This is a genomic window from Mycobacterium sp. 852002-10029_SCH5224772 (genome assembly GCF_001667315.1).
GTDB lineage: Bacteria > Actinomycetota > Actinomycetes > Mycobacteriales > Mycobacteriaceae > Mycobacterium.
This window is the reverse complement of record NZ_LZHT01000015.1, coordinates 149,020-171,162: the sequence shown is the minus strand read 5'-3', so window position 1 is coordinate 171,162 and position 22,143 is coordinate 149,020. Positions and strand designations below refer to the sequence as shown.

Annotated in this window: 23 protein-coding genes; 10 read left to right on the top strand and 13 right to left on the bottom strand. The window is 69.3% G+C overall.

Annotated elements, in window-relative coordinates:
• Positions 1-32: 32 nt before the first annotated feature.
• The 9 genes from menE to fadD8 form a co-directional block, all read right to left on the bottom strand.
• Positions 33-1,133, bottom strand: coding sequence for an o-succinylbenzoate--CoA ligase (gene menE / locus A5775_RS05510; RefSeq protein WP_231995118.1), 1,101 nt, complete (start codon positions 1,131-1,133; stop codon positions 33-35).
• A gap of 59 nt (positions 1,134-1,192) precedes the next feature.
• Positions 1,193-1,495, bottom strand: a complete 303-nt coding sequence (locus A5775_RS05505) for a DUF3349 domain-containing protein (protein ID WP_067248734.1) — start codon at positions 1,493-1,495, stop codon at positions 1,193-1,195.
• Positions 1,496-1,551: 56 nt separating this feature from the next.
• The gene (locus A5775_RS05500; protein WP_067248730.1) at positions 1,552-1,863 is read right to left on the bottom strand and encodes a hypothetical protein; all 312 of its coding nucleotides are present in this window, start codon (positions 1,861-1,863) and stop codon (positions 1,552-1,554) included.
• Positions 1,860-3,101 carry an inorganic phosphate transporter gene (locus A5775_RS05495; RefSeq protein WP_067248727.1) on the bottom strand — a complete coding sequence of 414 codons (1,242 nt, stop codon included), beginning with the start codon at positions 3,099-3,101 and terminating at the stop codon, positions 1,860-1,862. The genes A5775_RS05500 and A5775_RS05495 overlap by 4 nt, the downstream gene beginning before the upstream one ends.
• A gap of 97 nt (positions 3,102-3,198) precedes the next feature.
• Complete coding sequence (locus A5775_RS05490) at positions 3,199-3,606, bottom strand: VOC family protein (RefSeq protein ID WP_067248724.1); 408 nt, start codon at positions 3,604-3,606, stop codon at positions 3,199-3,201.
• Positions 3,607-3,645: 39 nt separating this feature from the next.
• Positions 3,646-4,542, bottom strand: a complete 897-nt coding sequence (locus A5775_RS05485; RefSeq protein ID WP_067248720.1) for an SDR family oxidoreductase — start codon at positions 4,540-4,542, stop codon at positions 3,646-3,648.
• Positions 4,543-4,571: 29 nt separating this feature from the next.
• On the bottom strand, positions 4,572-5,474 hold the full coding sequence (locus A5775_RS05480; protein ID WP_067248717.1) for a 1,4-dihydroxy-2-naphthoyl-CoA synthase: 903 nt from the start codon (positions 5,472-5,474) through the stop codon (positions 4,572-4,574).
• Positions 5,475-5,486: 12 nt separating this feature from the next.
• Complete coding sequence (locus tag A5775_RS05475; RefSeq protein WP_067248714.1) at positions 5,487-5,942, bottom strand: nitroreductase family deazaflavin-dependent oxidoreductase; 456 nt, start codon at positions 5,940-5,942, stop codon at positions 5,487-5,489.
• A 101-nt stretch (positions 5,943-6,043) separates the two neighbouring features.
• Positions 6,044-7,645, bottom strand: coding sequence for a fatty-acid--CoA ligase FadD8 (gene fadD8 / locus A5775_RS05470; RefSeq protein WP_067248710.1), 1,602 nt, complete (start codon positions 7,643-7,645; stop codon positions 6,044-6,046).
• A gap of 133 nt (positions 7,646-7,778) precedes the next feature.
• Here fadD8 and A5775_RS05465 point away from each other — a divergent pair, with 133 nt between their 5' ends.
• The 6 genes from A5775_RS05465 (at position 7,779) to A5775_RS05440 (ending at position 14,678) form a co-directional block, all read left to right on the top strand.
• Entirely contained in the window at positions 7,779-9,383 is a 1,605-nt protein-coding gene (locus A5775_RS05465) for an amidohydrolase (RefSeq protein WP_067248707.1), read from the top strand.
• A 50-nt stretch (positions 9,384-9,433) separates the two neighbouring features.
• Positions 9,434-10,351: an o-succinylbenzoate synthase gene (locus A5775_RS05460; RefSeq protein WP_231995117.1), complete on the top strand. Its 918-nt coding sequence runs from the start codon at positions 9,434-9,436 to the stop codon at positions 10,349-10,351.
• The gene (locus A5775_RS05455; protein ID WP_067248701.1) at positions 10,348-11,133 is read left to right on the top strand and encodes an alpha/beta fold hydrolase; all 786 of its coding nucleotides are present in this window, start codon (positions 10,348-10,350) and stop codon (positions 11,131-11,133) included. The genes A5775_RS05460 and A5775_RS05455 overlap by 4 nt, the downstream gene beginning before the upstream one ends.
• A gap of 153 nt (positions 11,134-11,286) precedes the next feature.
• A complete protein-coding gene (gene menD / locus A5775_RS05450; RefSeq protein WP_067248697.1) occupies positions 11,287-12,936 on the top strand; it encodes a 2-succinyl-5-enolpyruvyl-6-hydroxy-3-cyclohexene-1-carboxylic-acid synthase in 1,650 nt (549 codons plus the stop codon).
• 14 nt (positions 12,937-12,950) lie between these two features.
• Positions 12,951-13,472, top strand: coding sequence for a DUF3592 domain-containing protein (locus A5775_RS05445; protein ID WP_197512372.1), 522 nt, complete (start codon positions 12,951-12,953; stop codon positions 13,470-13,472).
• A 51-nt stretch (positions 13,473-13,523) separates the two neighbouring features.
• Positions 13,524-14,678, top strand: coding sequence for a glycosyltransferase family 1 protein (locus A5775_RS05440; protein ID WP_067248690.1), 1,155 nt, complete (start codon positions 13,524-13,526; stop codon positions 14,676-14,678).
• A 10-nt stretch (positions 14,679-14,688) separates the two neighbouring features.
• Here the strand turns inward: A5775_RS05440 and A5775_RS05435 are convergent, their stop codons facing one another.
• Positions 14,689-15,513 (bottom strand): SDR family oxidoreductase, encoded by an 825-nt coding sequence (locus tag A5775_RS05435; protein WP_067248687.1) that lies wholly within the window; start codon positions 15,511-15,513, stop codon positions 14,689-14,691.
• Positions 15,514-15,568: 55 nt separating this feature from the next.
• Here A5775_RS05435 and A5775_RS05430 point away from each other — a divergent pair, with 55 nt between their 5' ends.
• Positions 15,569-16,261, top strand: coding sequence for a demethylmenaquinone methyltransferase (locus A5775_RS05430; protein WP_067249018.1), 693 nt, complete (start codon positions 15,569-15,571; stop codon positions 16,259-16,261).
• Between the two features lie 7 nt (positions 16,262-16,268).
• On the opposite strand, the gene A5775_RS05425 is transcribed toward A5775_RS05430, so the two are convergent.
• Entirely contained in the window at positions 16,269-16,676 is a 408-nt protein-coding gene (locus A5775_RS05425) for a DUF732 domain-containing protein (protein ID WP_067248684.1), read from the bottom strand.
• A gap of 103 nt (positions 16,677-16,779) precedes the next feature.
• Complete coding sequence (menJ, locus tag A5775_RS05420) at positions 16,780-18,027, bottom strand: menaquinone reductase (protein WP_067248679.1); 1,248 nt, start codon at positions 18,025-18,027, stop codon at positions 16,780-16,782.
• Positions 18,028-18,049: 22 nt separating this feature from the next.
• Between menJ and grcC1 the strand changes: the two genes are divergently transcribed.
• The 3 genes from grcC1 (at position 18,050) to A5775_RS05405 (ending at position 20,368) form a co-directional block, all read left to right on the top strand.
• Complete coding sequence (grcC1, locus tag A5775_RS05415) at positions 18,050-19,066, top strand: nonaprenyl/(2E,6E)-farnesyl/geranylgeranyl diphosphat synthase (protein ID WP_067249014.1); 1,017 nt, start codon at positions 18,050-18,052, stop codon at positions 19,064-19,066.
• A 96-nt stretch (positions 19,067-19,162) separates the two neighbouring features.
• Positions 19,163-20,026 (top strand): zinc metalloprotease HtpX, encoded by an 864-nt coding sequence (gene htpX, locus A5775_RS05410; protein WP_067248677.1) that lies wholly within the window; start codon positions 19,163-19,165, stop codon positions 20,024-20,026.
• 81 nt (positions 20,027-20,107) lie between these two features.
• Positions 20,108-20,368 carry a helix-turn-helix transcriptional regulator gene (locus A5775_RS05405; protein ID WP_067248674.1) on the top strand — a complete coding sequence of 87 codons (261 nt, stop codon included), beginning with the start codon at positions 20,108-20,110 and terminating at the stop codon, positions 20,366-20,368.
• Positions 20,369-20,394: 26 nt separating this feature from the next.
• Here A5775_RS05405 and A5775_RS05400 read toward each other — a convergent pair whose 3' ends face one another.
• Positions 20,395-21,933 carry a SulP family inorganic anion transporter gene (locus A5775_RS05400; RefSeq protein ID WP_067248671.1) on the bottom strand — a complete coding sequence of 513 codons (1,539 nt, stop codon included), beginning with the start codon at positions 21,931-21,933 and terminating at the stop codon, positions 20,395-20,397.
• Positions 21,934-22,143 lie beyond the last annotated feature (210 nt).

Genomic DNA, 22,143 nt, shown 5'->3' with positions numbered 1-22,143 from the left:
CTGCCGTCGAGCGAGCCTCACGGACGAACAGCCTATTGATCGCTCGCGCCGCCGAAGCGGCGCACCAACGCCGCGCGGTCGACCTTGCCGATGCCGCGGCGCGGCAGCGCGTCGACGATGTGTACCTCGCGCGGCGCGGCGGTGGCGTCCAGGGTGCGCGTCACCTGCGCGCGCAGCGCGTCCAGGGTCGGCGCCACGCCGCCGTCTCGGAGGACGATCGCGGCGGCCACGCGTTGCCCCAGCCGGCCGTCGGGCAGCCCGAACACCGCGCAATCGCTCACGGCGGGGTGGGTGCACAGCGCCGCCTCGACCGGCTGCGGCAGCACGGTCAGCCCGCCGGTGCTGATCGCGTCGTCGGCGCGGCCCAGGACCGTCAGCGCCCCCGCGTCGTCGATGGCGCCGAGGTCGTCGGTCTTAAACCAGCCGGGCTCGGCGAACGGGTCCGGTTCGATGGGGTTGCGGTAGCCCTTGGCCACCGTCGCGCCCCCGATGGCGATCCGCCCGTCGGTCACGCGGAGCCGCACCCCATTCAGCGCGACGCCGTCGTACACGCACCCGCCCGCGGTCTCGCTCATGCCGTAGGTGCGGACCACGGTGATGCCGGCTGCGGCCGCGGCGTCCAGGACGGGCCGCGGGGCGGGTCCGCCGCCGAGCAGCACGGCGTCGAGTCCGGCCAGCGCGGCCGCGGCCGCCGGGTCGGTGAGCGCCTTGGCCAACTGTGCGGCAACCAGTGAGGTGTATCGCCGGCCGGGATCCAATGCGCTTATGGCACTGGGCAATTCGGCGAGATCAAACCCAGCCGACACGTCCATCTCGACCGGGGTGGTGCCGGCGAGCAGACTGCGCACCAGCACCTGCACCCCGGCGATGTGGTGTGGCGGCAGGGCGAGCAGCCAGCCGCCCGGCCCGCCGAGACGGTCGTGGGTGGCCGTCGCGCTGGCCCGCAGGGCGGCGGCGGTCAGCAGCGCGCCCTTGGGGGTGCCAGTGGTTCCCGACGTCGCCGCCACCAGGGCCACGTCGTCGTCGATGGCGTCCCCGACCCGCAGCCCCGCCCGCAATGCTGCCGACTCGCGATCGTCGCCCGCGGCCAGCGCCACCAGGGCGGGGTCGCGTCCCTGCAGTACCCGTTCCAGCGCGGGCAACAGTGTCGAGGCCGCCGACCCCGACGGAACGTGCACTGCGCGCAGTACGGCTATGCGGAATCTCCGGCCTGATCGGCATCATCGAAGGGCCAGCCCTGGGCCGCCAGCCGCACCCGCACCCGCTCGACGTCCTTCGGCGACGGCAGCTCGTCGGTGATCTGGGTGATCAGCACGCCGATGTCGACGTCGTCGAACTCGCCGCGCCGCACCAGCTCGCTGGCCACCGCCTTGGCTTCGTCATTGGAGAACCGGCGCGCCAGCAGCGCGAGGACCGGAAAGGTGTCGGTGGGTGGCACGCCCTCGGGATAGCCCGCGCGGAGCCACGAAACGATGGAATTGAGGAATCCGTTCACGCGGATGCAGCTCTCCCCGGCGTCCGGTTCGCCAACTCGGTAGACATTGAACGATGCTACTTGGGATTCGCTCCGAGCAGCGGATAGCCAGTGTGATGGGCGATGAAGTCCCGGGCAATGTAGAGCAGGGCCAGTGCGATCGCCGCGATGACCAGCGCATAAATGGTCCACGCCAAAGCGGTCAGCATCGGGTTGCGGTGGGGGGCGTTTCCGTTGCTGGCGCCGCCGGACTCGATGTCGCCGGCGCCCCCGGACTGCAGCCGTATCCCGAGGGCGAACAGCCCCGGCAGGGCGGCCCCGGCCAGCATGGCGAAGAGCAGAATCTTCAAGCTGGCTTGGTAGTTGAACCAGTCGCCGATGTGGCTCATGAGGCGTTCGCTTTCAGCGACGGGTCATCGGAGTCGTATCGGGCCGCGATGTCGCCGAGTATGGGTCCGGCATCGGCGGGTGGTCGTGGGTCATCGGCCGCGTCCAGCCCGCTGGTCAGATCGCCCTGCCATTCGGCGTTGACGTTGTGGTGGTCGACCTTGATCTTGCGCGAGCGGATGTAGATGGTGGCCGAGACCGCGACCAGCAGCGTGAAGCCGACGATCGCGCCCGGGTAGCCGCCGATCAGGTGCACGATCTCGTACGTCAAGGCGCCGACCAGCCCGGCGAGCGGCAGGGTGACCAGCCAGGCCACCCCCATGCGGCCGGCGACGCCCCAGCGGACCTCGCCGCCGGGCTTGCCCAGCCCGCTGCCCAGCACCGACCCGGTGCACACCTGGGTCGTCGACAGCGCGTAGCCGAAGTGGGCCGAGAGCAGGATCACCGCGGCCGAGGAGGACTCGGCGGCCATGCCTTGCGGCGACTGGATTTCGACCAGGCCCTTGCCCAGGGTCCGGATGATGCGCCACCCGCCGAGGTAGGTGCCGGTCGCCATCGCCAACGCGCAGCTCACGATGACCCACACGGGCGGCATGGTGGCGGTGTTGCTGACCGACCCGTAGGAGATCAGCGCCAGGAAGATGATGCCCATCGTCTTCTGCGCGTCGTTGGTGCCGTGCGCCAGCGAGACCAGCGAGGCCGAGCCGATCTGGCCGCGCCGGAAACCCGCCTCGGTGCGCGCTTTCGGGACGCCGCGGGTGACACGGTAGACCAGCCAGGTGGCGACCGCGCCGATCAGGATGGCCAGGATCGCCGACACGACGGCCGGAACGATGGCCTTGGAGATCACGCCCTTCCAGATCACTCCGTGCGCGCCGACGGCCGCGATCGTGGCGCCGACGATGCCGCCGATCAAGGCGTGCGATGAACTCGAGGGGATACCGAGGAGCCAGGTCAGCAGGTTCCAGACGACGCCGCCGACCAGGCCGGCGAACACCAGTTCCAGTGTCACGATGTTGGAGTCGATGAGGCCTTTGGCGATCGTGGCGGCGACGGCGGTGGACAGGAACGCGCCCACCAAATTCAGTACCGCGGAGAGTAAGACGGCCGTTTTGGGTTTGAGCGCGCCGCTGGCGATAGAGGTGGCCATCGCGTTGCCCGTGTCGTGGAAGCCGTTGGTGAAATCGAAAGCCAATGCCGTGATTACAACGACGATCAAGAGGAACAATTGGATGTTCACAGAGCCTGATTCTGGTGGTAGGGGCAATCCATTGTCGAATGCGGCATGACGTGAAACGCGGGTGTATTTTCAGTCGTCGCCGAATGTTACCTTTCAGTTAACCGGAATTTGCCTGCCGTTCACCTCGTGTGTCGCGCCGTAGCGGATGGTCCGCGGGGATCTGAATGAAGATGAGCGTGATTCCGTCCGGGTCCAGGACGTGCATCTCGTGCAGGCCCCACGGTTCCTGGCGCGCCTCGCGAGCGATCGACACGCCGCGGGAGCGTAGCTCGGCCTGGGTTGCCTCGATGTCGCGGACCTGCAGCCACAGCGCACCCGGGAACGGGCCGCGGGAGTGGTCCGGGGAGCCGTACCCGGCGAGCTCCAGCAGCGACTGCCCCGCGAAAAACACTGTGCCGCCGCCATATTCACGGGCTATCGCCAGGCCGATCTGATCGCGGTAGAAGGCCAGCGACTGCTGATAATCGGCAGGCCGAAGCAGCATCCGGCTCGCCAGGATCTCCATGCCTCGTGTCTATCACACGGCGTGATCGCGCTGGTCGGGTCAGCTGTCGCCCTTGCGGTTGGGCTGAATGCTCTGGCGCTGCATGACGGCGTTGACCCAGCGGGGGCCGAAGGTGTCCAGCGCCTTGGCGGCGATCGCCATCCGCGGCGCGATGCGTACCGGCCGGGTGCGGGCGGCGGTGATCATCCACTCGCCGGCCTCTTCCGGGGTCAGCGCCGGCATGCCCTGGTACGCCTTGGTCGGCGCGATCATCGGGGTGGCGACCAGCGGGTAGTACAGCGCCGTGGAGTGCACACCCTTGTCGCCCCACTCCGTTTCGATGACCCGGCTCACCGTCGACAGCGCGGCCTTCGACGCGTTGTACACCGCGAACAGCGGCGACGCCTCCGAGAGCACCCCCCACGTCGACACGTTGATGATGTGGCCGTCGCCGCGCTCGATCATGCCCGGCGCTAGGCCGCGAATCAGCCGCAGCGGCGCGTAGTAGTTGAGCACCATGGTGCGTTCGACGTCGTGCCAGCGCTCCAGCGATTCGGCCAGCGGACGGCGGATGGACCGGCCGGCGTTGTTGATCAGGATGTCGATGCCGCCGAACCGTTTCTCGACGTCGGCGACCAGCGCGTCGACGGCGTCCATGTCCGAGACGTCGCAGGTGATCGCCGTGGCGTTACCGCCGGCCGTGGTGATCCGCTCGGCGAGTGCGTCCAACAGCTCTTGGCGCCGCGCGACGACGACCACCGTGGCCCCTTCGCGGGCGAACTGTTCGGCCGCGGCCTCGCCGATCCCCGAGGACGCCCCGGTGAGCAGGATGCGCTTCCCCGCCAGGTTGATCGGCTTGATCAGCGGCCGGTTGACCAGCACCTGCGGGGCCATGGGCGGTCGCATGGTGGCCAGCACCAGCTGGTCGGTGAACCGTCGAAGCGGACTCTTACTCACGGGACGCGAGTCTAGGCGGGCGGGCGGCCTCAGAAGTACCGGGGAAACCGGCTCCAGTCCGGGTCCCGCTTTTCCAGGAACGCGTCGCGGCCCTCGACGGCTTCGTCGGTCATGTACGCCAGCCGGGTGGCCTCGCCCGCGAACAGCTGCTGGCCCACCAGGCCGTCGTCGAGCAGGTTGAACGCGAACTTCAGCATGCGTTGCGCCTGAGGGGATTTGGCATTGATCTCGCGCGCCCACTGCACACCGACTCGTTCGAGGTCGGCGTGATCGACCACCTCGTTGACCGCGCCCATGTGGTGCATCTGCTCGGCGCTGTAGGGCCGCCCCAGAAAGAAGACCTCGCGGGCGAACTTCTGGCCGACCTGGCGGGCCAGATAGGCGCTGCCGTAGCCGCCGTCGAAGCTGCCGACGTCGGCGTCGGTCTGCTTGAACCGGGCGTGTTCGCGGCTGGCCAGGGTGAGGTCGCAGACCACGTGCAGGCTGTGCCCGCCGCCGGCCGCCCACCCGTTGACCAGACAGATGACCACCTTGGGCATGAATCGGATCAGCCGCTGGACCTCGAGGATGTGCAGCCGCCCGGCCCGCGCGGTGTCGACGGTGTCCGCGGTCTCGCCGCTGGCGTACTGGTAGCCGCTGCGTCCGCGGATGCGCTGATCCCCGCCGGAGCAGAACGCCCAGCCGCCGTCCTTGGGGGAGGGGCCGTTACCGGTCAGCAACACCACACCCACGTCGGGCGACATCCGGGCGTGGTCGAGCACCCGGTAGAGCTCGTCGACGGTGTGTGGCCGAAACGCGTTGCGCACCTCGGGCCGGTTGAAGGCCACCCGCACGGTGGCGTCGTCGACATGCCGGTGATAGGTGATGTCGGTCAGGTCGTCGAAGCCGTCGACAACGTGCCAAGCCTGTGCATCAAACGGGTTGTCACTCAAGGGTTTCAGCTCCTATACCGGGTCCAGCCGGAACACGGCGCAGCGGCCGGCCAGCGCCTCGAACTCCTCGGGGCGCCCGTCGGTGACCAGGCCCGCCCGCTTCATGAAACCGACGCCGGTGGGCACCTCGGTCGGGAAGGCCCGCAGAATCGGCCGCGCGTCGTCGGGCGACAACTCGGCCATCCGCACTCGCTCGACGTGCCGGCCGCGCGCGATCGTCGCCTGCTGTGCCGCGCGCACGTTGGCCACCCAGTCGGCGCCGGGGAATCCGGCGACGACGTACCGGGTGCCGTCGAGGACCATCGGGGTCACCGGCGTCGATCGCGCGGCGCCGGAATTACGGCCGGGCACGGTCAACACGACCGGACTCTCGCCGCCGAAACTCATTCCCAGCCGTGACATTCCGATGAAGACCTTGTTCGCCGGCTTCAGCCACCACGGGGGCCGGACGCGGTTGGCGCTTCCCATAGGCAGCGACGTTACCTCTCGGCCCCTCATGCGCCGAGTGTGCGGCCAGCCGCACGTTCGGCCGCGGGTGTGCGGACAGCCGCACACTGGAGCGGCCGGCGTCAGCCCACCGAGCGTTCGGCGCCTTCCCAGAACTGCGCCCGCACGGCCTTCTTGTCGGGCTTGCCCAGCCCGGTCAGCGGCAGCGATTCGGCGAGCACCACCCGCTTGGGTGACTGCACCGAGCCCTTGCGGTCTTTGACCGCGGCCTGGATCTCGGCGGTCATCTTCTCGATCGCCGCGTCGTCGCGGGGCGCGTCGGCGCGCAGCACCACCACCGCGGTGACGGCCTCACCCCACTTGTCGTCCGGTGCGCCGACCACGCACACCTGGGCGATGGCCGGGTGCTCGGCGACCACGTCCTCGACCTCGCGCGGGAACACGTTGAAGCCACCGGTGACGATCATGTCCTTGACCCGGTCGACGATGAAGTAGAAGCCGTCCTCGTCCTCGCGGGCCATGTCGCCGGTATGCAGCCAGCCGTCCTTGAAGGTTTCGGCCGTGGCCTCCGGCAGGTTCCAGTAACCCCCGGCCAAAAGCGGCCCGCTGACACAGATTTCGCCCGGCTCGCCCTGGGGCACCGGCTTGCCGTCCTCGCCCAGCAGCGCGACCCGCGCGAACAGCGTCGGGCGCCCGCACGAGGTGAGCCGCTTCTCGTCGTGCTCGTTCTTGGCCAGGTAGGTGATGGCCATCGGGGCCTCGGACTGCCCGTAGTTCTGGGCGAAGATCTTGCCGAACCGGCGGATCGCCTCGGCCAGTCGCACCGGGTTGATCGCCGACGCGCCGTAATAGACGGTCTCAAGCGACGAGAGGTCGCGGGTGTGCGAATCCGGGTGGTCCATCAGCGCGTACAGCATCGACGGCACCAGAAAAGTGGCCGTAATGCGTTTCTCTTCAATGGTTTTCAGCACATCGGCGGGGTCGAACTTGGGCAGCACGTGCATTTCGCCACCCTTGATCAGGGTGGGCAGGAAATACGCCGCGCCCGCGTGCGAGAGCGGGGTGATCATCAAAAACCGCGGGTCCTCCGGCCATTCCCATTCGCTGAGCTGGATCTGGGTCATCGAAGAGATCGACTGCGCGGTGCCCATCACGCCCTTGGGCTTGCCGGTGGTGCCGCCGGTGTAGGTCAGGCCGATGACCTGATCCGGCGGCAGGTCAGCGGCGGTCAGCGGCTGCGGGTCGTATTTGGCCGCCTCGGCCGCCAGGTCGACCGCGACGCCGTTGAGCGCTTCGGGCACCGGGCCGATGGTGAGGATCTGCTTGAGCCCGGGGACCTTCTCCAGCAGGGCCAGCGCACGCTCGACGAACATCGGGTTGGGGTCGATGATCAGCGAGCTGATGCCGGCGTCGTTGAGCACGTACGCGTGGTCGTCCAGCGAGCCCAGCGGGTGCAGGGCGGTGCGCCGGTAGCCGCGGGTCTGGCCGGCGCCGATGATCAGCAGCACCTCGGGGCGGTTGAGCGAGAGCAGGCCGACCGCCACGCCGGTGCCCGCGCCCAGCGCCTCGAACGCCTGGATGTACTGACTGATCCGCTCGGCCATCTGACCACCGGTCAGCGTGGTGTCGCCGAGGAACAGCACCGGCTTGTTCTTGTGGCGCTTGAGCGCGCCCACGAGCAGGTGGCCGTTGTGGGTCGGGTTCCGCAACAGATCGTCCGTCATGTGGCAAGACTAGAACGTGTTGCAATTTGGGTCCGCCGCACCCTCAGCCGTCCCCCCGGATCATTGCCTGACCCGTGACGACCCGCTTCGACCGGCCCCGCCGCTCTCGCGATCGCCACTAGGATCGCTACTCATGGGACAGGCAGATCTCGTCGTCACCGGAACCATCCTGACGGTCGACGAGACGCGGCCCACCGCCGAGGCGCTCGCCGTCGCCGACGGCCGCATCATCGCCGTCGGTAGCCGGGCCGAGGTGGCCGAACTCACCGGCCCCGACACCCAGACCATCGACATCGCCGACGGCTGCGTCATGCCGGGATTCGTTGAGGCCCATGGCCATCCGCTGATGGAGGCGGTCGCCCTGTCGGACCGTCTCGTCGACATCCGGCCGGTCACCATGCGCAGCGCCGACGACGTGGTCTCCGCGGTGCACTCGGAGGTCGCGCGGCGCGGATCCGACGGCGCCTACCTCAACGGCTGGGATCCGCTGCTGCAGAACGGTCTTCCGGAACCGACGCTGAGTTGGCTCGACGGCATCGCGCCCGACGGCCCGCTGGTGATCATGCACAACTCCGGGCACAAGGCCTACTTCAACTCGCGCGCCGCCCAGCTGCAGGGCCTGAACCGCGACACCCCCGACCCCAAGGGCGCCAAGTATGGCCGCGACGCCAACGGTGAACTCGACGGCACCGCCGAGGAGACCGGCGCGGTGTTCCCCCTGCTGGGCGGGGTCATCGACTTCGCCGACTACCCGCGAATGCTGCTCGCCGAGTGTGCCCGGCTCAATCGCGCCGGACTGACCACCTGCTCGGAGATGGCGTTCGACCCCGGGTTCCGGCCGTTGGTCGAACAGCTGCGCGCACAGCTGACGGTGCGGCTGCGGACCTACGAGATCTCCAACCCGCAGATGTCGACCGCCGCCACACCCGGGCAGGGCGACGACATCCTGCGCCAGGTCGGCATCAAGATCTGGGTCGACGGCTCGCCCTGGATCGGCAACATCGACCTCTCGTTTCCTTACCTGGACACCGAGGCCACCCGGATCATCGGCGTCGCCCCCGGTTCGTGCGGCTGCGCCAACTACACCGCCGAGCAGCTGCACGAGATCGTCGGCGCCTACTTCCCGCTCGGTTGGCCGATGGCCTGCCACGTGCAGGGCGACGCCGGCGTGGACACCATCCTCGATGTGTACGAAGAGGCGCTGCAGCGCCACCCGCGCGACGACCACCGATTAAGACTCGAGCACGTCGGCGCCATCCGGCCCGAGCAGCTGCGGCGCGCCCACGATCTCGGCGTCACCTGCAGCATCTTCGTCGACCAGATCCACTACTGGGGCGACGTCATCGTCGACGGCCTATTCGGTGAGGAGCGTGGAAACCGTTGGATGCCAGCGGGATCCGCGGTGGCCACCGGGATGCGGATCTCATTGCACAACGACCCGCCGGTCACGCCCGAGGAGCCGCTGCGCAACATCAGCGTGGCGGTGACCCGCACGGCGCCGAGCGGCCGGGTGCTCGGACCCGAGGAGCGTCTGACGGTCGAGCAGGCGATCCGCGCGCAGACCATCGACGCCGCCTGGCAACTGTTCTCCGACGACGCGATCGGCTCGCTGGAGGTCGGCAAGTACGCCGACCTGGTGGTGCTCTCAGCCGACCCGCGCACCGTGGCGCCCGAGCGGATCGCCGACCTCGACGTGCGGGCGACGTATCTGGCCGGCCGGCAGGTCTACAGCGCGTGACTGCGGCACTCGAGGACATTTTGGACCGCCTGCACGTGGTCGCGCTGCCCATGCGGGTGCGGTTCCGCGGCATCACCACCCGCGAAGTCGCGCTGATCGAGGGCCCCGCCGGCTGGGGGGAGTTCGGGGCGTTCGTCGAGTACGAGCCGCCGGAGGCCGCGCACTGGCTGGCCTCCGGGATAGAAGCCGCCTACCGCCGGCCGCCGCCGACCCGTCGCGACCGCGTCCCGATCAACGCCACCGTGCCGGCCGTGCCCGCCGCCCAGGTGGGCGAGGTGCTGGCCCGCTTTCCCGGCGCCGCGACGGCCAAGGTGAAGGTCGCCGAGCCAGGGCAGACGCTGGCCGACGACGTCGCGCGGGTCAACGCCGTGCGTGACCTGATGCCGACCGTGCGGGTGGACGCCAACGGCGGCTGGAGCGTCGAGCAGGCGGTGGCCGCCGCGTCCGCGTTGACCGCCGACGGCCCGCTGGAGTACCTCGAACAACCCTGCGCGACGGTCGGCGAACTCGCCGAGTTGCGCCGGCGGGTCGACGTGCCGATCGCCGCGGACGAAAGCATCCGCAAGGCCGACGATCCGCTGGCCGTGGTCCGCGCCGGCGCCGCCGACATCGCGGTGCTCAAAGTCGCTCCGCTGGGCGGGATTTCGGCCATGCTCGCCATCGCCGACCAGATCGACATCCCCGTCGTGGTCTCCAGCGCGCTGGACTCGGCGGTGGGGATCGCCGCCGGGCTGACCGCCGCGGCGGCCCTGCCGCAGCTTCGGCACGCGTGCGGACTGGGCACCGGCGGGTTGTTCCTCGAGGACGTGGCCGAGACCGCCGCACCCGTCGACGGGAGCCTGGGCGTCGGCCCGGTGACGCCGGATCCGGCGCGGCTGCGCACGCTGGCGGCACCGTCGCAGCGTCGGCAGTGGTGGATCGACCGGGTCAAGGTGTGCCATCGGTTGCTTGTACCGTCGTCCGGGTGATCAACCTGGCTTACGACGACCGCGGCTCCGGTGAGCCCGTGGTCTTTATCGCCGGCCACGGCGGCGCCGGACGGACCTGGCACCCCTATCAAGTCCCCGCGTTCCTGGCGGCCGGATACCGCGTCATCACCTTCGACAATCGCGGAATCGGCGCCACGGAGAACGCGGAAGGCTTCTCGACGCAAACCATGGTCGCCGACACCGTGGCGCTGATCGAAGAGCTGAACGCGGCCCCCGCCCGCATCGTCGGAATGTCGATGGGCGCCTTCATCACCCAAGAACTCATGCTCGCCCGGCCCGACCTGGTCAGCTCGGCGGTGCTGATGGGCACCCGCGGCCGCATGGACCGCGCGCGGCAGTTTTTTCGCGACGCGGAGGCCGAGCTGGCCGACGCCGGCGTCACGCTGCCGGCCGCCTACGAGGCGAAAATCCGCCTGCTGGAAAACTTTTCCCGCAAGACACTCAATGATGACACCGCGGTCGCCGACTGGATCGCCATGTTTTCCACCTGGCCCGTCAAGTCCACTCCGGGCATGCGCGCCCAGCTCGACATCGCGCCGTACACCAGCCGGTTGTCGGCCTACCGCAGCATCGCGACGCCGGTGCTGGTGATCGGCTTCTCCGACGACGTCCTCACGCCGCCGTATCTGGGCCGGGAGGTCGCCGACGCGTTGCCCAACGGCCGCTACATGCAGATTCCCGACACCGGCCATCTCGGCTTCTTCGAACGGCCGGACGCCGTCAACGCCGCCATGCTGAAGTTCTTCGACGAACCCAGATAGGCGCCCAACGTCGACTTGCGGGGCGAAATCACGCGATAGGGCCGCAATAACTCCACGCTCGGCGTGCGATGAACGGGCTGGGTTGGATTGCCCGCTTCCTCCTCCCGCCGCTGTGCGGCGGGCATCGTCAGCGGGCTGTGACACCCTGTAGGAGTGAACCCCTCGACGACACAGGCTCGCGTCGTCGTTGACGAGCTGATTCGCGGCGGTGTCCGCGACGTGGTGCTTTGCCCGGGTTCGCGGAACGCGCCGCTGGCCTTCGCGTTGCAGGACGCCGACCGGTCCGGTCGGATCCGGCTGCACGTGCGCATCGACGAGCGCACCGCCGGCTATCTGGCCATCGGCCTGGCGATCGCCGCCGGCGCGCCGGTGTGTGTCGCCATGACGTCGGGCACCGCCGTCGCCAATCTGGGCCCGGCCGTGGTGGAGGCCAACTACGCGCGGGTTCCACTGATCGTGCTGTCGGCCAACCGACCCTACGAACTGCTGGGCACCGGCGCCAACCAGACCATGGAACAGTTGGGCTACTTCGGCACCCAGGTCCGGGCCGCCATCAGCCTGGGCCTGGCCGAGGACGCCCCGGAGCGGCTGGATGCGCACAACGCCACCTGGCGCTCGGCCACCTGCCGGGTGCTGGCCGCCGCCACCGGGTCTCGCACCGCCAACGCCGGCCCCGTCCAGTTCGACATCCCGCTGCGCGAACCGCTGGTGCCCGGTCCCGCACCCCATGGCGCGGTGATCCCCCCGGGCCGCCCGGGCGGCCGGCCGTGGACCTACACCCCGCCCGTCAGCTTCGACCAGCCGCTGGAAATCGACCTCACACCCGACACGGTCGTCATCGCCGGTCACGGCGCGGGCGCGCACCCGGCTCTCGCGCAGCTGCCGACCGTGGCCGAGCCGACGGCGCCGGCCGCGGAAAACCCGCTGCACCCCTTGGCCCTGCCCTTGCTGCGGCCCAAGCAGGTCATCATGCTCGGGCGCCCGACCCTGCATAGGCCGGTGTCGGCGTTGCTGGCCGACCCCCAGGTGCCGGTGTACGCGCTGACCACTGGCCCCCGCTGGCCGGACGTCTCGGGAAACTCGCAGGCCACCGGCACCCGCGCTGTCACCACCGGGGCGCCGAACCCGGCGTGGCTGCACCGCTGCGCGGAGACGAACCGGCACGCGAACGACGCGGTGCGCGGCCAGCTGGCGGCGCACCCGCTGACCACCGGCCTGCACGTCGCCGCGGCCGTGGCCGACGCCTTGCGGCCCGGTGACCAGCTGGTGCTCGGGGCGTCCAACCCGGTCCGCGACGCGGCGCTGGTCGGCCTGGACACCCACGGCATCCGGGTGCGCTCCAATCGCGGGGTCGCCGGCATCGACGGGACGGTGTCGACGGCGATCGGGGCGGCTCTCGCCCACGAACGGGACGGGAACGCGGACGGCCCGGCGCGCACCGTCGCGCTGATCGGCGATCTGACGTTCGTGCATGACAGTTCCGGGCTGCTGATCGGCCCCACCGAGCCGACCCCGCGCCACCTGGCCATCGTGGTCTCCAACGACAACGGCGGCGGCATCTTCGAGCTGCTCGAGCAGGGCGACCCGCGGTTTTCCGACGTGTCGTCGCGGGTGTTCGGCACCCCGCACGATGTCGACGTGGGCGCGCTGTGCCGCGCCTACCACGTGGAGAGCCGTCAGATCGAGGTCGACGAATTGCGCGCCGCCCTCGACGAACCCGGCCCCGGGATGCGGGTGCTGGAAGTCAAGGCGGACCGCTCCTCGCTGCGGCAACTGCACGCCGCCATCAAGGCGGCGCTATGAGGCGCGGGTAGATGGTGCGATCCCCAAAGGTTCTGCTGCACATACTGATTCATGGACGCAGTGATGAACCGACGAAAACGCGCGCCAGAATCGCGTTGCGGTGGGCCCGGATTGCGGTACTGATCGTCGCCGCCCTGGTCACGCTGCAGTCGATGCTGCTGGTGGCCGGCGCCTGGCGCGACGACCTCGCGATCAGCCACCACATGGGCGTCGCGCAGGCGGAGGTGCTCAGCGCCGGGCCGCGTCGCTCCACGATCGAATTCGTCACCCCCGAGCGCGTCACCTATCGTCCCGAGCTCGGTGTGCTCTATCCGTCCCACCTGGCCACCGGGATGCGGATCTACGTCGAGTACAACAAGAACGACCCCAACCTGGTCCGCGTGCAGCATCGCAACGCCGGGCTGGCGATCATCCCGGCGGGATCCCTCGCGGTGGTGGGCTGGCTGGCCGCGGCGGCCATCCTGGTGCTGCTGGCGCTGCTGGACAAGTGGCTGGACCGCCGCGCCGAAACCGCCGAACCTGCAAATTTCGCGTGACGGATGCCGGTAGGCAACCTTGTCGACAGCCGGCGCTGACACGGTGATGGTGTGCGCGTTGCCATCGTCGCGGAATCTTTCCTGCCGGAAGTCAACGGTGTCAGCAACTCGGTGATCCGGGTGCTCGAGCATCTGCGCCGCACGGGCCACGAAGCCCTCGTCATCGCCCCCGACACGCCCCCCGGCGAACCGCCCGCGGAGCGCATTCACGACGGCATCCGCGTGCACCGGGTGCCGTCGCGGATGTTTCCGAAGGTGACCACGCTGCCGCTGGGCGTGCCGACGCCCCGGCTGGTGAGCGTGCTGCGCGGATTCGACCCCCACGTCGTGCATCTGGCGTCACCGGCGTTGCTGGGCTATGGCGGCGTGCGCGCGGCGCGGTGGCTGGGGGTGCCGACGGTCGCGGTGTATCAAACCGACGTACCGGGTTTCGCGGCGAGCTACGGCATCCCGATGACCGCACGCGCCGCCTGGGCCTGGTTTCGCCACCTGCACGGCCTCGCCGACCGCAACCTGGCCCCGTCCAGTGTAACGATGGAAGCGCTTGTCACCCACCGTTTTCCGCGAGTGCACCGGTGGGCGCGCGGCGTCGACGTGCTGCAGTTTGCGCCGTCGGCGCGCGACGAAGCGCTGCGGCGGCGGTGGTCGCCTCACCGCAAACCCATCGTCGGGTTCGTGGGCCGGCTCGCGCCCGAGAAACACGTCGAGCGACTTGCCGGGCTGGCCGGCGGTGGCGCGGTGCAGCTTGTCATCGTGGGCGACGGTGTCGACCGCGACAGGCTGCAATCGGCAATGCCGACAGCGGTTTTCACCGGCGCGCTCTACGGCGACGAGCTCGCCGCGGCGTACGCCAGCATGGACGTGTTCGTGCATCCCGGTGAGCACGAGACGTTTTGTCAGGTCGTGCAGGAAGCGCTGGCGTCGGGGTTGCCGGTCATCGCCCCCGACGCCGGCGGCCCACGCGACCTCGTCACGCCGTGGCGGACGGGTCTGCTGTTGGGGGTCAACGAGTTCGAGGCGCGGCTGCCCGAGGCCGTCGCGCATCTGATCGCCGAACGGCCACGCTACGCGCCGGCCGCGCGGCGCAGCGTGATCGGCCGTAGCTGGCCGGTCATCTGCGACGAGCTGCTCGGCCACTACGAGGCGGTGCTGTCGCCGTTCGAGCGGCGCCGGCTGTTCGCCGCGCGGTACGCGCAGGGTCAGTGACGGCCTGCGATCAGCCTTGCGCCAATTCGGCGACGGGCTGCCAATCCTCCCAGTTGCGGAGCCGGCTCTCGTAGTCGGCCCTGGCCGTCTCCAGCGGGGACGAGCCGAAGAACACTCGCAGCGGCGGCTTTTCGGCGTCGACCACCTTGACTAGCGCGGCCGCCGAGGCGGTCGGGTCACCCGGGCTGGCCCACCGCCGGCTGCGCTCGGCCTGCACGGCGGCGCGAATGTCGTCATAGGCCGGCAGCGGCTCGGCGTGCCTGGCCGACGGACCGGCCCAGTCGGTGTCGAAGCCAGCCGGCTCGATCAGCGTGACGTGCACACCGAACGGGGCGACCTCCTGGGCCAGCGCCTGCGAAAAGCCTTCCAGCGCCCACTTCGACGCGTGGTACATGCCTACCAATGGGAACGCGGTGATGCCCCCGATCGAGGACACCTGGATGATGTGGCCGCTGCCCTGCTCGCGCAGGTACGGCAGCGCGGCCTGGGTGATCCACAGCGCTCCAAAGACATTGGTCTCGATCTGGTCGCGTGCGTCTTGTTCGGAGAGTTCCTCGACGAACCCGAACTGGCCGTAGCCGGCGTTGTTCACCACGATGTCGAGCCGGCCGAAGTGGTCGTGCGCCTGCTTGACCGCCGCGAAGTCCGCGTCGCGGTCGGTGACGTCCAATCGAATCGGCAACAGCGCGTCGCCGTACTTGCGCGCCAGGTCGTCCAGCGACGCCGTATCGCGGGCGGTGGCGGCGACCCTGTCGCCGCGCTCCAGCGCCGCGATCGCCCAGGCCCGTCCGAAACCTCGCGATGTACCGGTGATAAACCACACTTTCTCAGTCACGCAGAGTTGCAACGCTGCTGTCGCCGCGTAATTCCCCAGGGGTACCGTCCGTGTGGTGAGCCGCGCGGAGTTGGACAAGGACCCCCGGGACGTCGCGTCGATGTTCGACGGCGTCGCCCGGCGCTATGACCTGACCAACACCGTGCTGTCGATGGGCCAGGACCGCTACTGGCGCAAGGCCACCCGGGCGGCGCTGGAACTCCGGCCCGGCCAGCGGGTGCTGGATCTCGCCGCCGGCACCGCGGTATCGACTGTCGAGCTGGCGAAATCCGGCGCGTGGTGTGTGGCCGCCGATTTCTCGGTCGGCATGCTGGCGGCGGGGGCGGCGCGCAACGTGCCGAAGGTCGCCGGCGACGCCACCAGGCTGCCCTTCGGTGACGACGTATTCGACGCCGTAACAATCAGTTTCGGGTTGCGCAACGTGGTCGACACCCAAGCCGCGCTGCGCGAGATGGCGCGCGTCACGCGTCCGGGCGGTCGACTGGCGGTGTGCGAGTTCTCCACGCCCACCAACGGCCTGTTCGCCACGGTCTACAAGGAATACCTGATGCGGGCGCTGCCGCGGGTGGCGCGGGCGGTGTCGAGTAACCCCGAGGCCTACGTGTACCTGGCGGAGTCGATCAGGGCGTGGCCCGACCAGGAGGGGTTGGCGCAGCAGCTGACCCAGGCCGGCTGGGTGGGGGTGCGGTGGCGGAACCTGACGGGCGGCATCGTCGCCCTACACGCGGGGTACCTGCCCCCGCGCTGAGGCGGTTTTAGTGATTGCCGGCCGCTTGGACGACGTCGACGTGTTCCGGGCAGTAGTGGTCGACCGCCGCGCCGAGGAACTGCAGCGACTGGCCCTCGGTGGTGCCGCGCGGCAGGTTGCGCTGGATGAACGTCGCGGACTGGTGGGCGTCGTGGTCGACGCCGTGATCTATCCGGTCGCAGGTGATCTTGCCCAGCCACGCCAGTTGGTCCTGCGGCTGGTAGATGCCGAAGCCGTTGACGGTGTTCTTGAACGGCGCGTCGTAGTCGCTGGGCGGTGACGGTGTCCGCGGGGTCGGGTACGGCGCCGTCGGCGGGGGATCCGCCTGCGCCGGAGCGGAGAGCTGCGCCGGCGCGGCCAGCGCGAAAGCAGCAACAGCAGCGGCACCGATAGTAGCCAGCATCGTTCCCTTCATTAGCTGGACTATACACGCCCGGTATCAGGCCCGCCGACAAACGGCGCAGGCCGATCGAGCGCCCCATTGGGCCCGCCGCACCCGCCGACCAGCGGCGATGCGCTCAGCTGAACGGCGTCCGGCGGTCGATCAGCCGCGACAGTCGGCCACCGCCGCGCCAGGCGCGCGCCACCCAGTCCGCGTCCTCGTCGGTGACCAGGTTGGCCATCACCCGCACGGCGATGGTCATCAGCGTCGGCGAGCGCATGGCGATCGGCCCGGTCGAGGGCAGGAATCGCTGGAAGGTCAGCAGCAGCGCGAGCCTGCGCGCCACCGAGAACCCGCGACCGTAGTGCTGCCGCAGCAGCGACGGCCAGACCTGCGACAGGTCGCCGCCATCGAGCAGCTCGAGCATTTCAGAGGCCAGCCGGCCGGTCTCCAGCCCGTAGTCGATGCCTTCGCCGTTGAGCGGGTTCACGCACGCCGCGGCGTCGCCGATCAGCATCCAGTTGGCCCCGGCCACCCCGGACACCGCGCCGCCCATCGGCAGCAGCGCCGACGACACCGCCCGGGGCGGGCCGGTGAAGTCCCACTCGTCGCGGCGCAGGTCGGTGTAGTAGTCGATCAGCGGCCGCAGCGCCAGATCCGCCGGCCGTCTCGACGTCGACAGCGCCCCGACGCCGATGTTCACCTCGCCGTTGCCCAGCGGAAAAATCCAGCCGTAGCCAGGCAGCACTTTGTCCTTGGAGCCGTCGGGTCCGCGCAGTTCCAGGTGCGAGGTCAGCCAGGGGTCGTCGGCACGCGGCGTACTCAGGTATCCGCGGGCGGCGACGCCGTACACCGTTTCCTGATGCCACCGCCGGCCCAGCTTGCGCCCGAGCGACGAACGGGCGCCGTCGGCCACGATCAGCTGGCGACACCCCACCTCGGTGCCGTCGGCCAGGGTCAGCGACGTCACCCGGCCCGATGAGTCATGTTGCACGCCAACGGCTTTGGTGCCCAGCATCATCCGCGCCCCGGAATCCTCGGCGACTTTGCGGATCCGGTCGTCCAGCTCGACGCGGGCCACCGCGCTGCCGGTGGACGGGAAGGACGGGCCGGGCCAGTCCACTTCCACCTCGCCGCCGAACCCGCTCATCCGCAATCCCCGGTGCCGGATGCGGGTGTCCAGCCAGTCCCCGAGGCCCAGGCGTTCCAGCTCGGCGACCGCGCGCGGGGTCAGCCCGTCACCGCAGGCTTTGTCGCGGGGAAAGCTCGCCGAATCGATGACCAGGACCTCGTTGCCTGCGCGCGCGGCCCAGGCCGCCGCCGCCGAACCGGCGGGTCCGGCACCCACGACCACCACGTGGGCTCGGGTCGCTCGCGTCTTCATGCACACCAGTATGTTTGGTCCCGTGAATACTCCGGCGACGGTGGTGGCGGGCGTTGATCTCGGTGACGCGGCCTTCGCGGCGACGGTGCGCGACGGTGTCGGGCGGATCGAGCAGCTCATGGACACCGAGCTGCGCAGCGCCGACGAGATCATGACCGAGTCGCTGACCCATCTGTTCAAGGCGGGCGGCAAGCGGTTCCGGCCGCTGTTCACCGTGTTGTCGGCGCAGCTCGGGCCCCACCCCGACGCCGTGGACGTGACGATCGCCGGCGCCGTGATCGAGCTGGTGCACCTGGCCACGCTGTATCACGACGACGTGATGGACGAGGCCGAGGTGCGGCGCGGCACCCCCACCGCCAACGTGCGCTGGGGCAACAACGTCGCGATCCTGGCCGGCGATTACCTGTTCGCCACCGCATCGCGGCTGGTGTCCCGGCTGGGTCCCGAGGCGGTGCGCCTGATCGCTGAGACGTTCGCCCAGCTGGTGACCGGGCAGATGCGCGAGACCCGCGGCCTGACGGGCGCGGCCGAAGGGGCGGACCCGATCGAGCACTACCTGAAGGTGGTGTACGAGAAGACCGCGTGCCTGATCGCCGCGGCGGGCCGGTTCGGTGCCATGTTCTCCGGCGCCGACGCCGACCAGGTGGAGCGGCTCAGCCGCCTCGGCGGCATCGTGGGCACCGCGTTCCAGATCTCCGACGACATCATCGACATCGACAGCGACTCCCACGAGTCCGGCAAGCTGCCCGGCACCGACGTGCGTGAAGGTGTGCACACCTTGCCGATGGTCTACGCGCTGCGCGAACCCGGTCCCGAAGCGGCGCGGCTGCGCGAGCTGCTGGTCGGGCCCATCGACGACGACGAGGTGGTGGCCGAGGCGCTGGCGTTGCTGCGGGCGTCGGCGGGCATGGCCAAGGCCAAGCAGGTGCTGCACGAGTACGCGGCGCAGGCGCACGGGGAGCTGGCCCTGCTGCCCGACGTGCCCGGCCGGCACGCGCTGCAGACGCTGGTCGACTACACCATCAGCCGCCACGGCTAGCCGGTCACGGAACTCCTTGACCCGTTTCGGGCGTTCCATAGTCGACAATGAACGAGCGTTCCGGAGTCTGCTCCGGTATGTCCTAGGAGGACACCGATGACCTGGCATCCGCACACCAACAGGTTGAAGACCTTCGCCCTGTTGGTCGGCATGTCCGCGTTGATCGTGTTTGTGGGCTCGCTGTTCGGTAAGACCGCGATGTTCATCGCGGTGCTGTTCGCCATCGGCATGAACATCTACACGTACTACAACAGCGACAAGCTGGCGCTGCGGGCGATGCATGCGCAGCCGGTCTCCGAGCTCCAGGCGCCCGCGATGTACCGGATCGTCCGGGAGCTGGCCACCGCCGCGCACCAACCGATGCCCCGGTTGTACGTCAGCGACACCAACGCGCCCAACGCGTTCGCGACCGGCCGCAATCCGCGCAATGCCGCGGTGTGTTGCACCACCGGGATTTTGGGCATTCTCACCGAGCGTGAGCTGCGTGCCGTGTTGGGACACGAGCTTTCGCACGTCTACAACCGCGACATCCTGATCTCGTGCGTCGCCGGCGCGATGGCGTCGGTGATCACCGCGCTGGCCAACATGGCGATGTTCGCCGGCATGTTCGGTGGTAACCACCGCGATGGCGAGAATCCCTTTGCGCTGCTGCTGGTTTCGTTGCTGGGCCCCATTGCCGCGACGGTCGTGCGCCTGGCGGTGTCCCGGTCACGGGAATACCAGGCGGACGAATCGGGCGCGGTGTTGACCGGCGACCCGCTGGCCCTGGCGTCGGCCCTGCGCAAGATCTCCGGCGGGGTCGAGGTGGCTCCGCTTCCGCCGGAGCCTCAGCTGGCCAGCCAGGCACACCTGATGATCGCCAGCCCCTTCCGCGCCGGCGAGCGGATCGGGTCGCTGTTTTCGACGCACCCGCCGATCGAGGACCGCATCCGCCGGCTGGAGCAGATGGCCGGGCGGTAGTAACGGCGGCACAACGCCGCGTGCACATAGCCCGAACCACACGTAACATCGGAGTTAGCTGTAGTCCTTTGGCTGCCGTTAATGAAAGCGGTGATTGCGATGTCGGACTCTCATTCGATCGATATTCACGAAGCCGGGCTGGCGCTGAACTTGCCCGACCTGATTTTCGAAACACGTGCCGGTGCCGATATGAACCAGGAGCAACTGGCGCACGCACTCGGCACCACCCGGGCGGAGGTCGCCGCGTGGGAGAGCGGAGACGAGGTGCCGCGCGTGGATGTGCTGCAGCGCCTTGCGGAGGTTTGCGGCAAGCGGCTGCACATCAGGATCGACGTCGACTGACCGAACGGGCGATGCGCGGCGGGCAATTACGCGGCGGCTCCGGGCGTTTGCGCCTCGACCAGCGGGTCGTGCGTCCCGCGGTGACCCGTCTCGACCACGCCCTGGATGTGAACCATGCCGCCCGTCGCCTCGTGCTGGCGCTGCCAGTCGGTAATCGCTTGGTGCGCAGCGTGATCGAGGTAGTGCACCGAAATGGCCACCGTCGCCGTCGCGCCTTGGGGAACCAACGCCAGCATCCGCGTCAGCCTCGGCAGCGCCAGGAAGGTGCAGGCCGCGCCCCCGATGACCACTCGCCATTCGTCGTCGACCTGGTGGGCATCGATCTTGGCCCGGATCACCCGCCATCCGGTCAGCGCGATCGCCAGCGCGAGCCCGATCAGCACCCCGTGCAGCAGGTTGAGAAAGATGACGCTGACCGCGGTCACCACGTACACCGCGAGATCGCGGTGCTTCATTGCGGTTTCGATGTGGGCCGGCTTGAGCAGCTGAACGCCGATGACGATGAGCAGACCGGCAAGAGCGGCGGTGGGGATCTCTTCGACCAGGCCGGCGAACGGAATGGTGAACAGCAAGATCCAGACGCCGTGCATGATCGCCGAGGCGCGGGATTTGGCGCCCGCGTTGACGTTTGTCGAGCTGCGGACGATCACCCCGGTGATCGGCAGCCCGCCGACGGTCCCCGAGATGATGTTGGCGGCCCCCTGTCCGACCAGCTCGCGGTTGAAGTCGGTGCGGGGCCCGTGGTGCATCCGGTCGACCGACACCGCTGACAGCAGGCTCTCGACGCTGGCAATGAGCGCGACGGTGATCACCCCGATGGTGAACGCGCCCCAGTTGCCGTGGGGGAGGTCGGGCAGCTGCAGCGCGTCCAGCGGTGACCCCTCGAGGTCGATCCGGCGCACGTGGAATCCGAAGACGATCGAAATCACCGTCGCCGCCACGATGGCGACCAGGGGACCCGGAATCCGGCGCACGGTGGCGGGCACCCACCGCCAGGCGACCAGGATGACGATCACCAGAACGCCCAGGATCACCCCCGGCCGGTGCGCACCGATGATTTGACCCGGCAGGCCGATCAGGTTGTGCCAGGCCGTGCTCTTGGACTTTCCGCCCAGCAACACGTGCGCCTGCTGCAGGGCAATCGTGATGCCGATGCCGGCCAGCATGGCGTGCACGACGACCGGTGAAATCGCCAGCGCGGCGCGCGCCACGCGGCTCAGCCCCAGCAGAACCTGCACGATTCCGGCGGCAACGGTGATCAAACACGTGATGCCCCAACCGAATTCGGAAATAAGGCCGGCAACGACGACGGTAAGCCCGGCCGCGGGCCCGCTGACTTGCAGCGGGGATCCACCCAGGCTGCCGACCACGATGCCCCCGACGATCGCGGCGATCAGACCGGCGAGCACCGGGGCGTTGGATGCGATCGCGATCCCCAACGACAGAGGGAGCGCGACCAGGAAGACCACCAGCGAGGAGGGCAGGTCATGCCGGATGAGGCCGCGCAACCGGTCGGCGGGTGGCCCGATGCGTTTCCGATCGCCCGCCTGTTGGATGTCTAGCATCGGTCCCGTCCCTCGTTGGGAGTTTGCGGGGGATGTTCCGATATCCGCCCCATCTCGCGGCCAGTTACATCTTCGTAACGGGTTGGCGTGCAGCAGATTACGGCGAGATGATCCGTAGGATCGCACCCGAATACCGCTGGCTACCTGGTCTGACGGTATTTTGCTGGCAAACTTGGGTCAAGCCGACGGGGCCGGCCCATAGAGAACGCA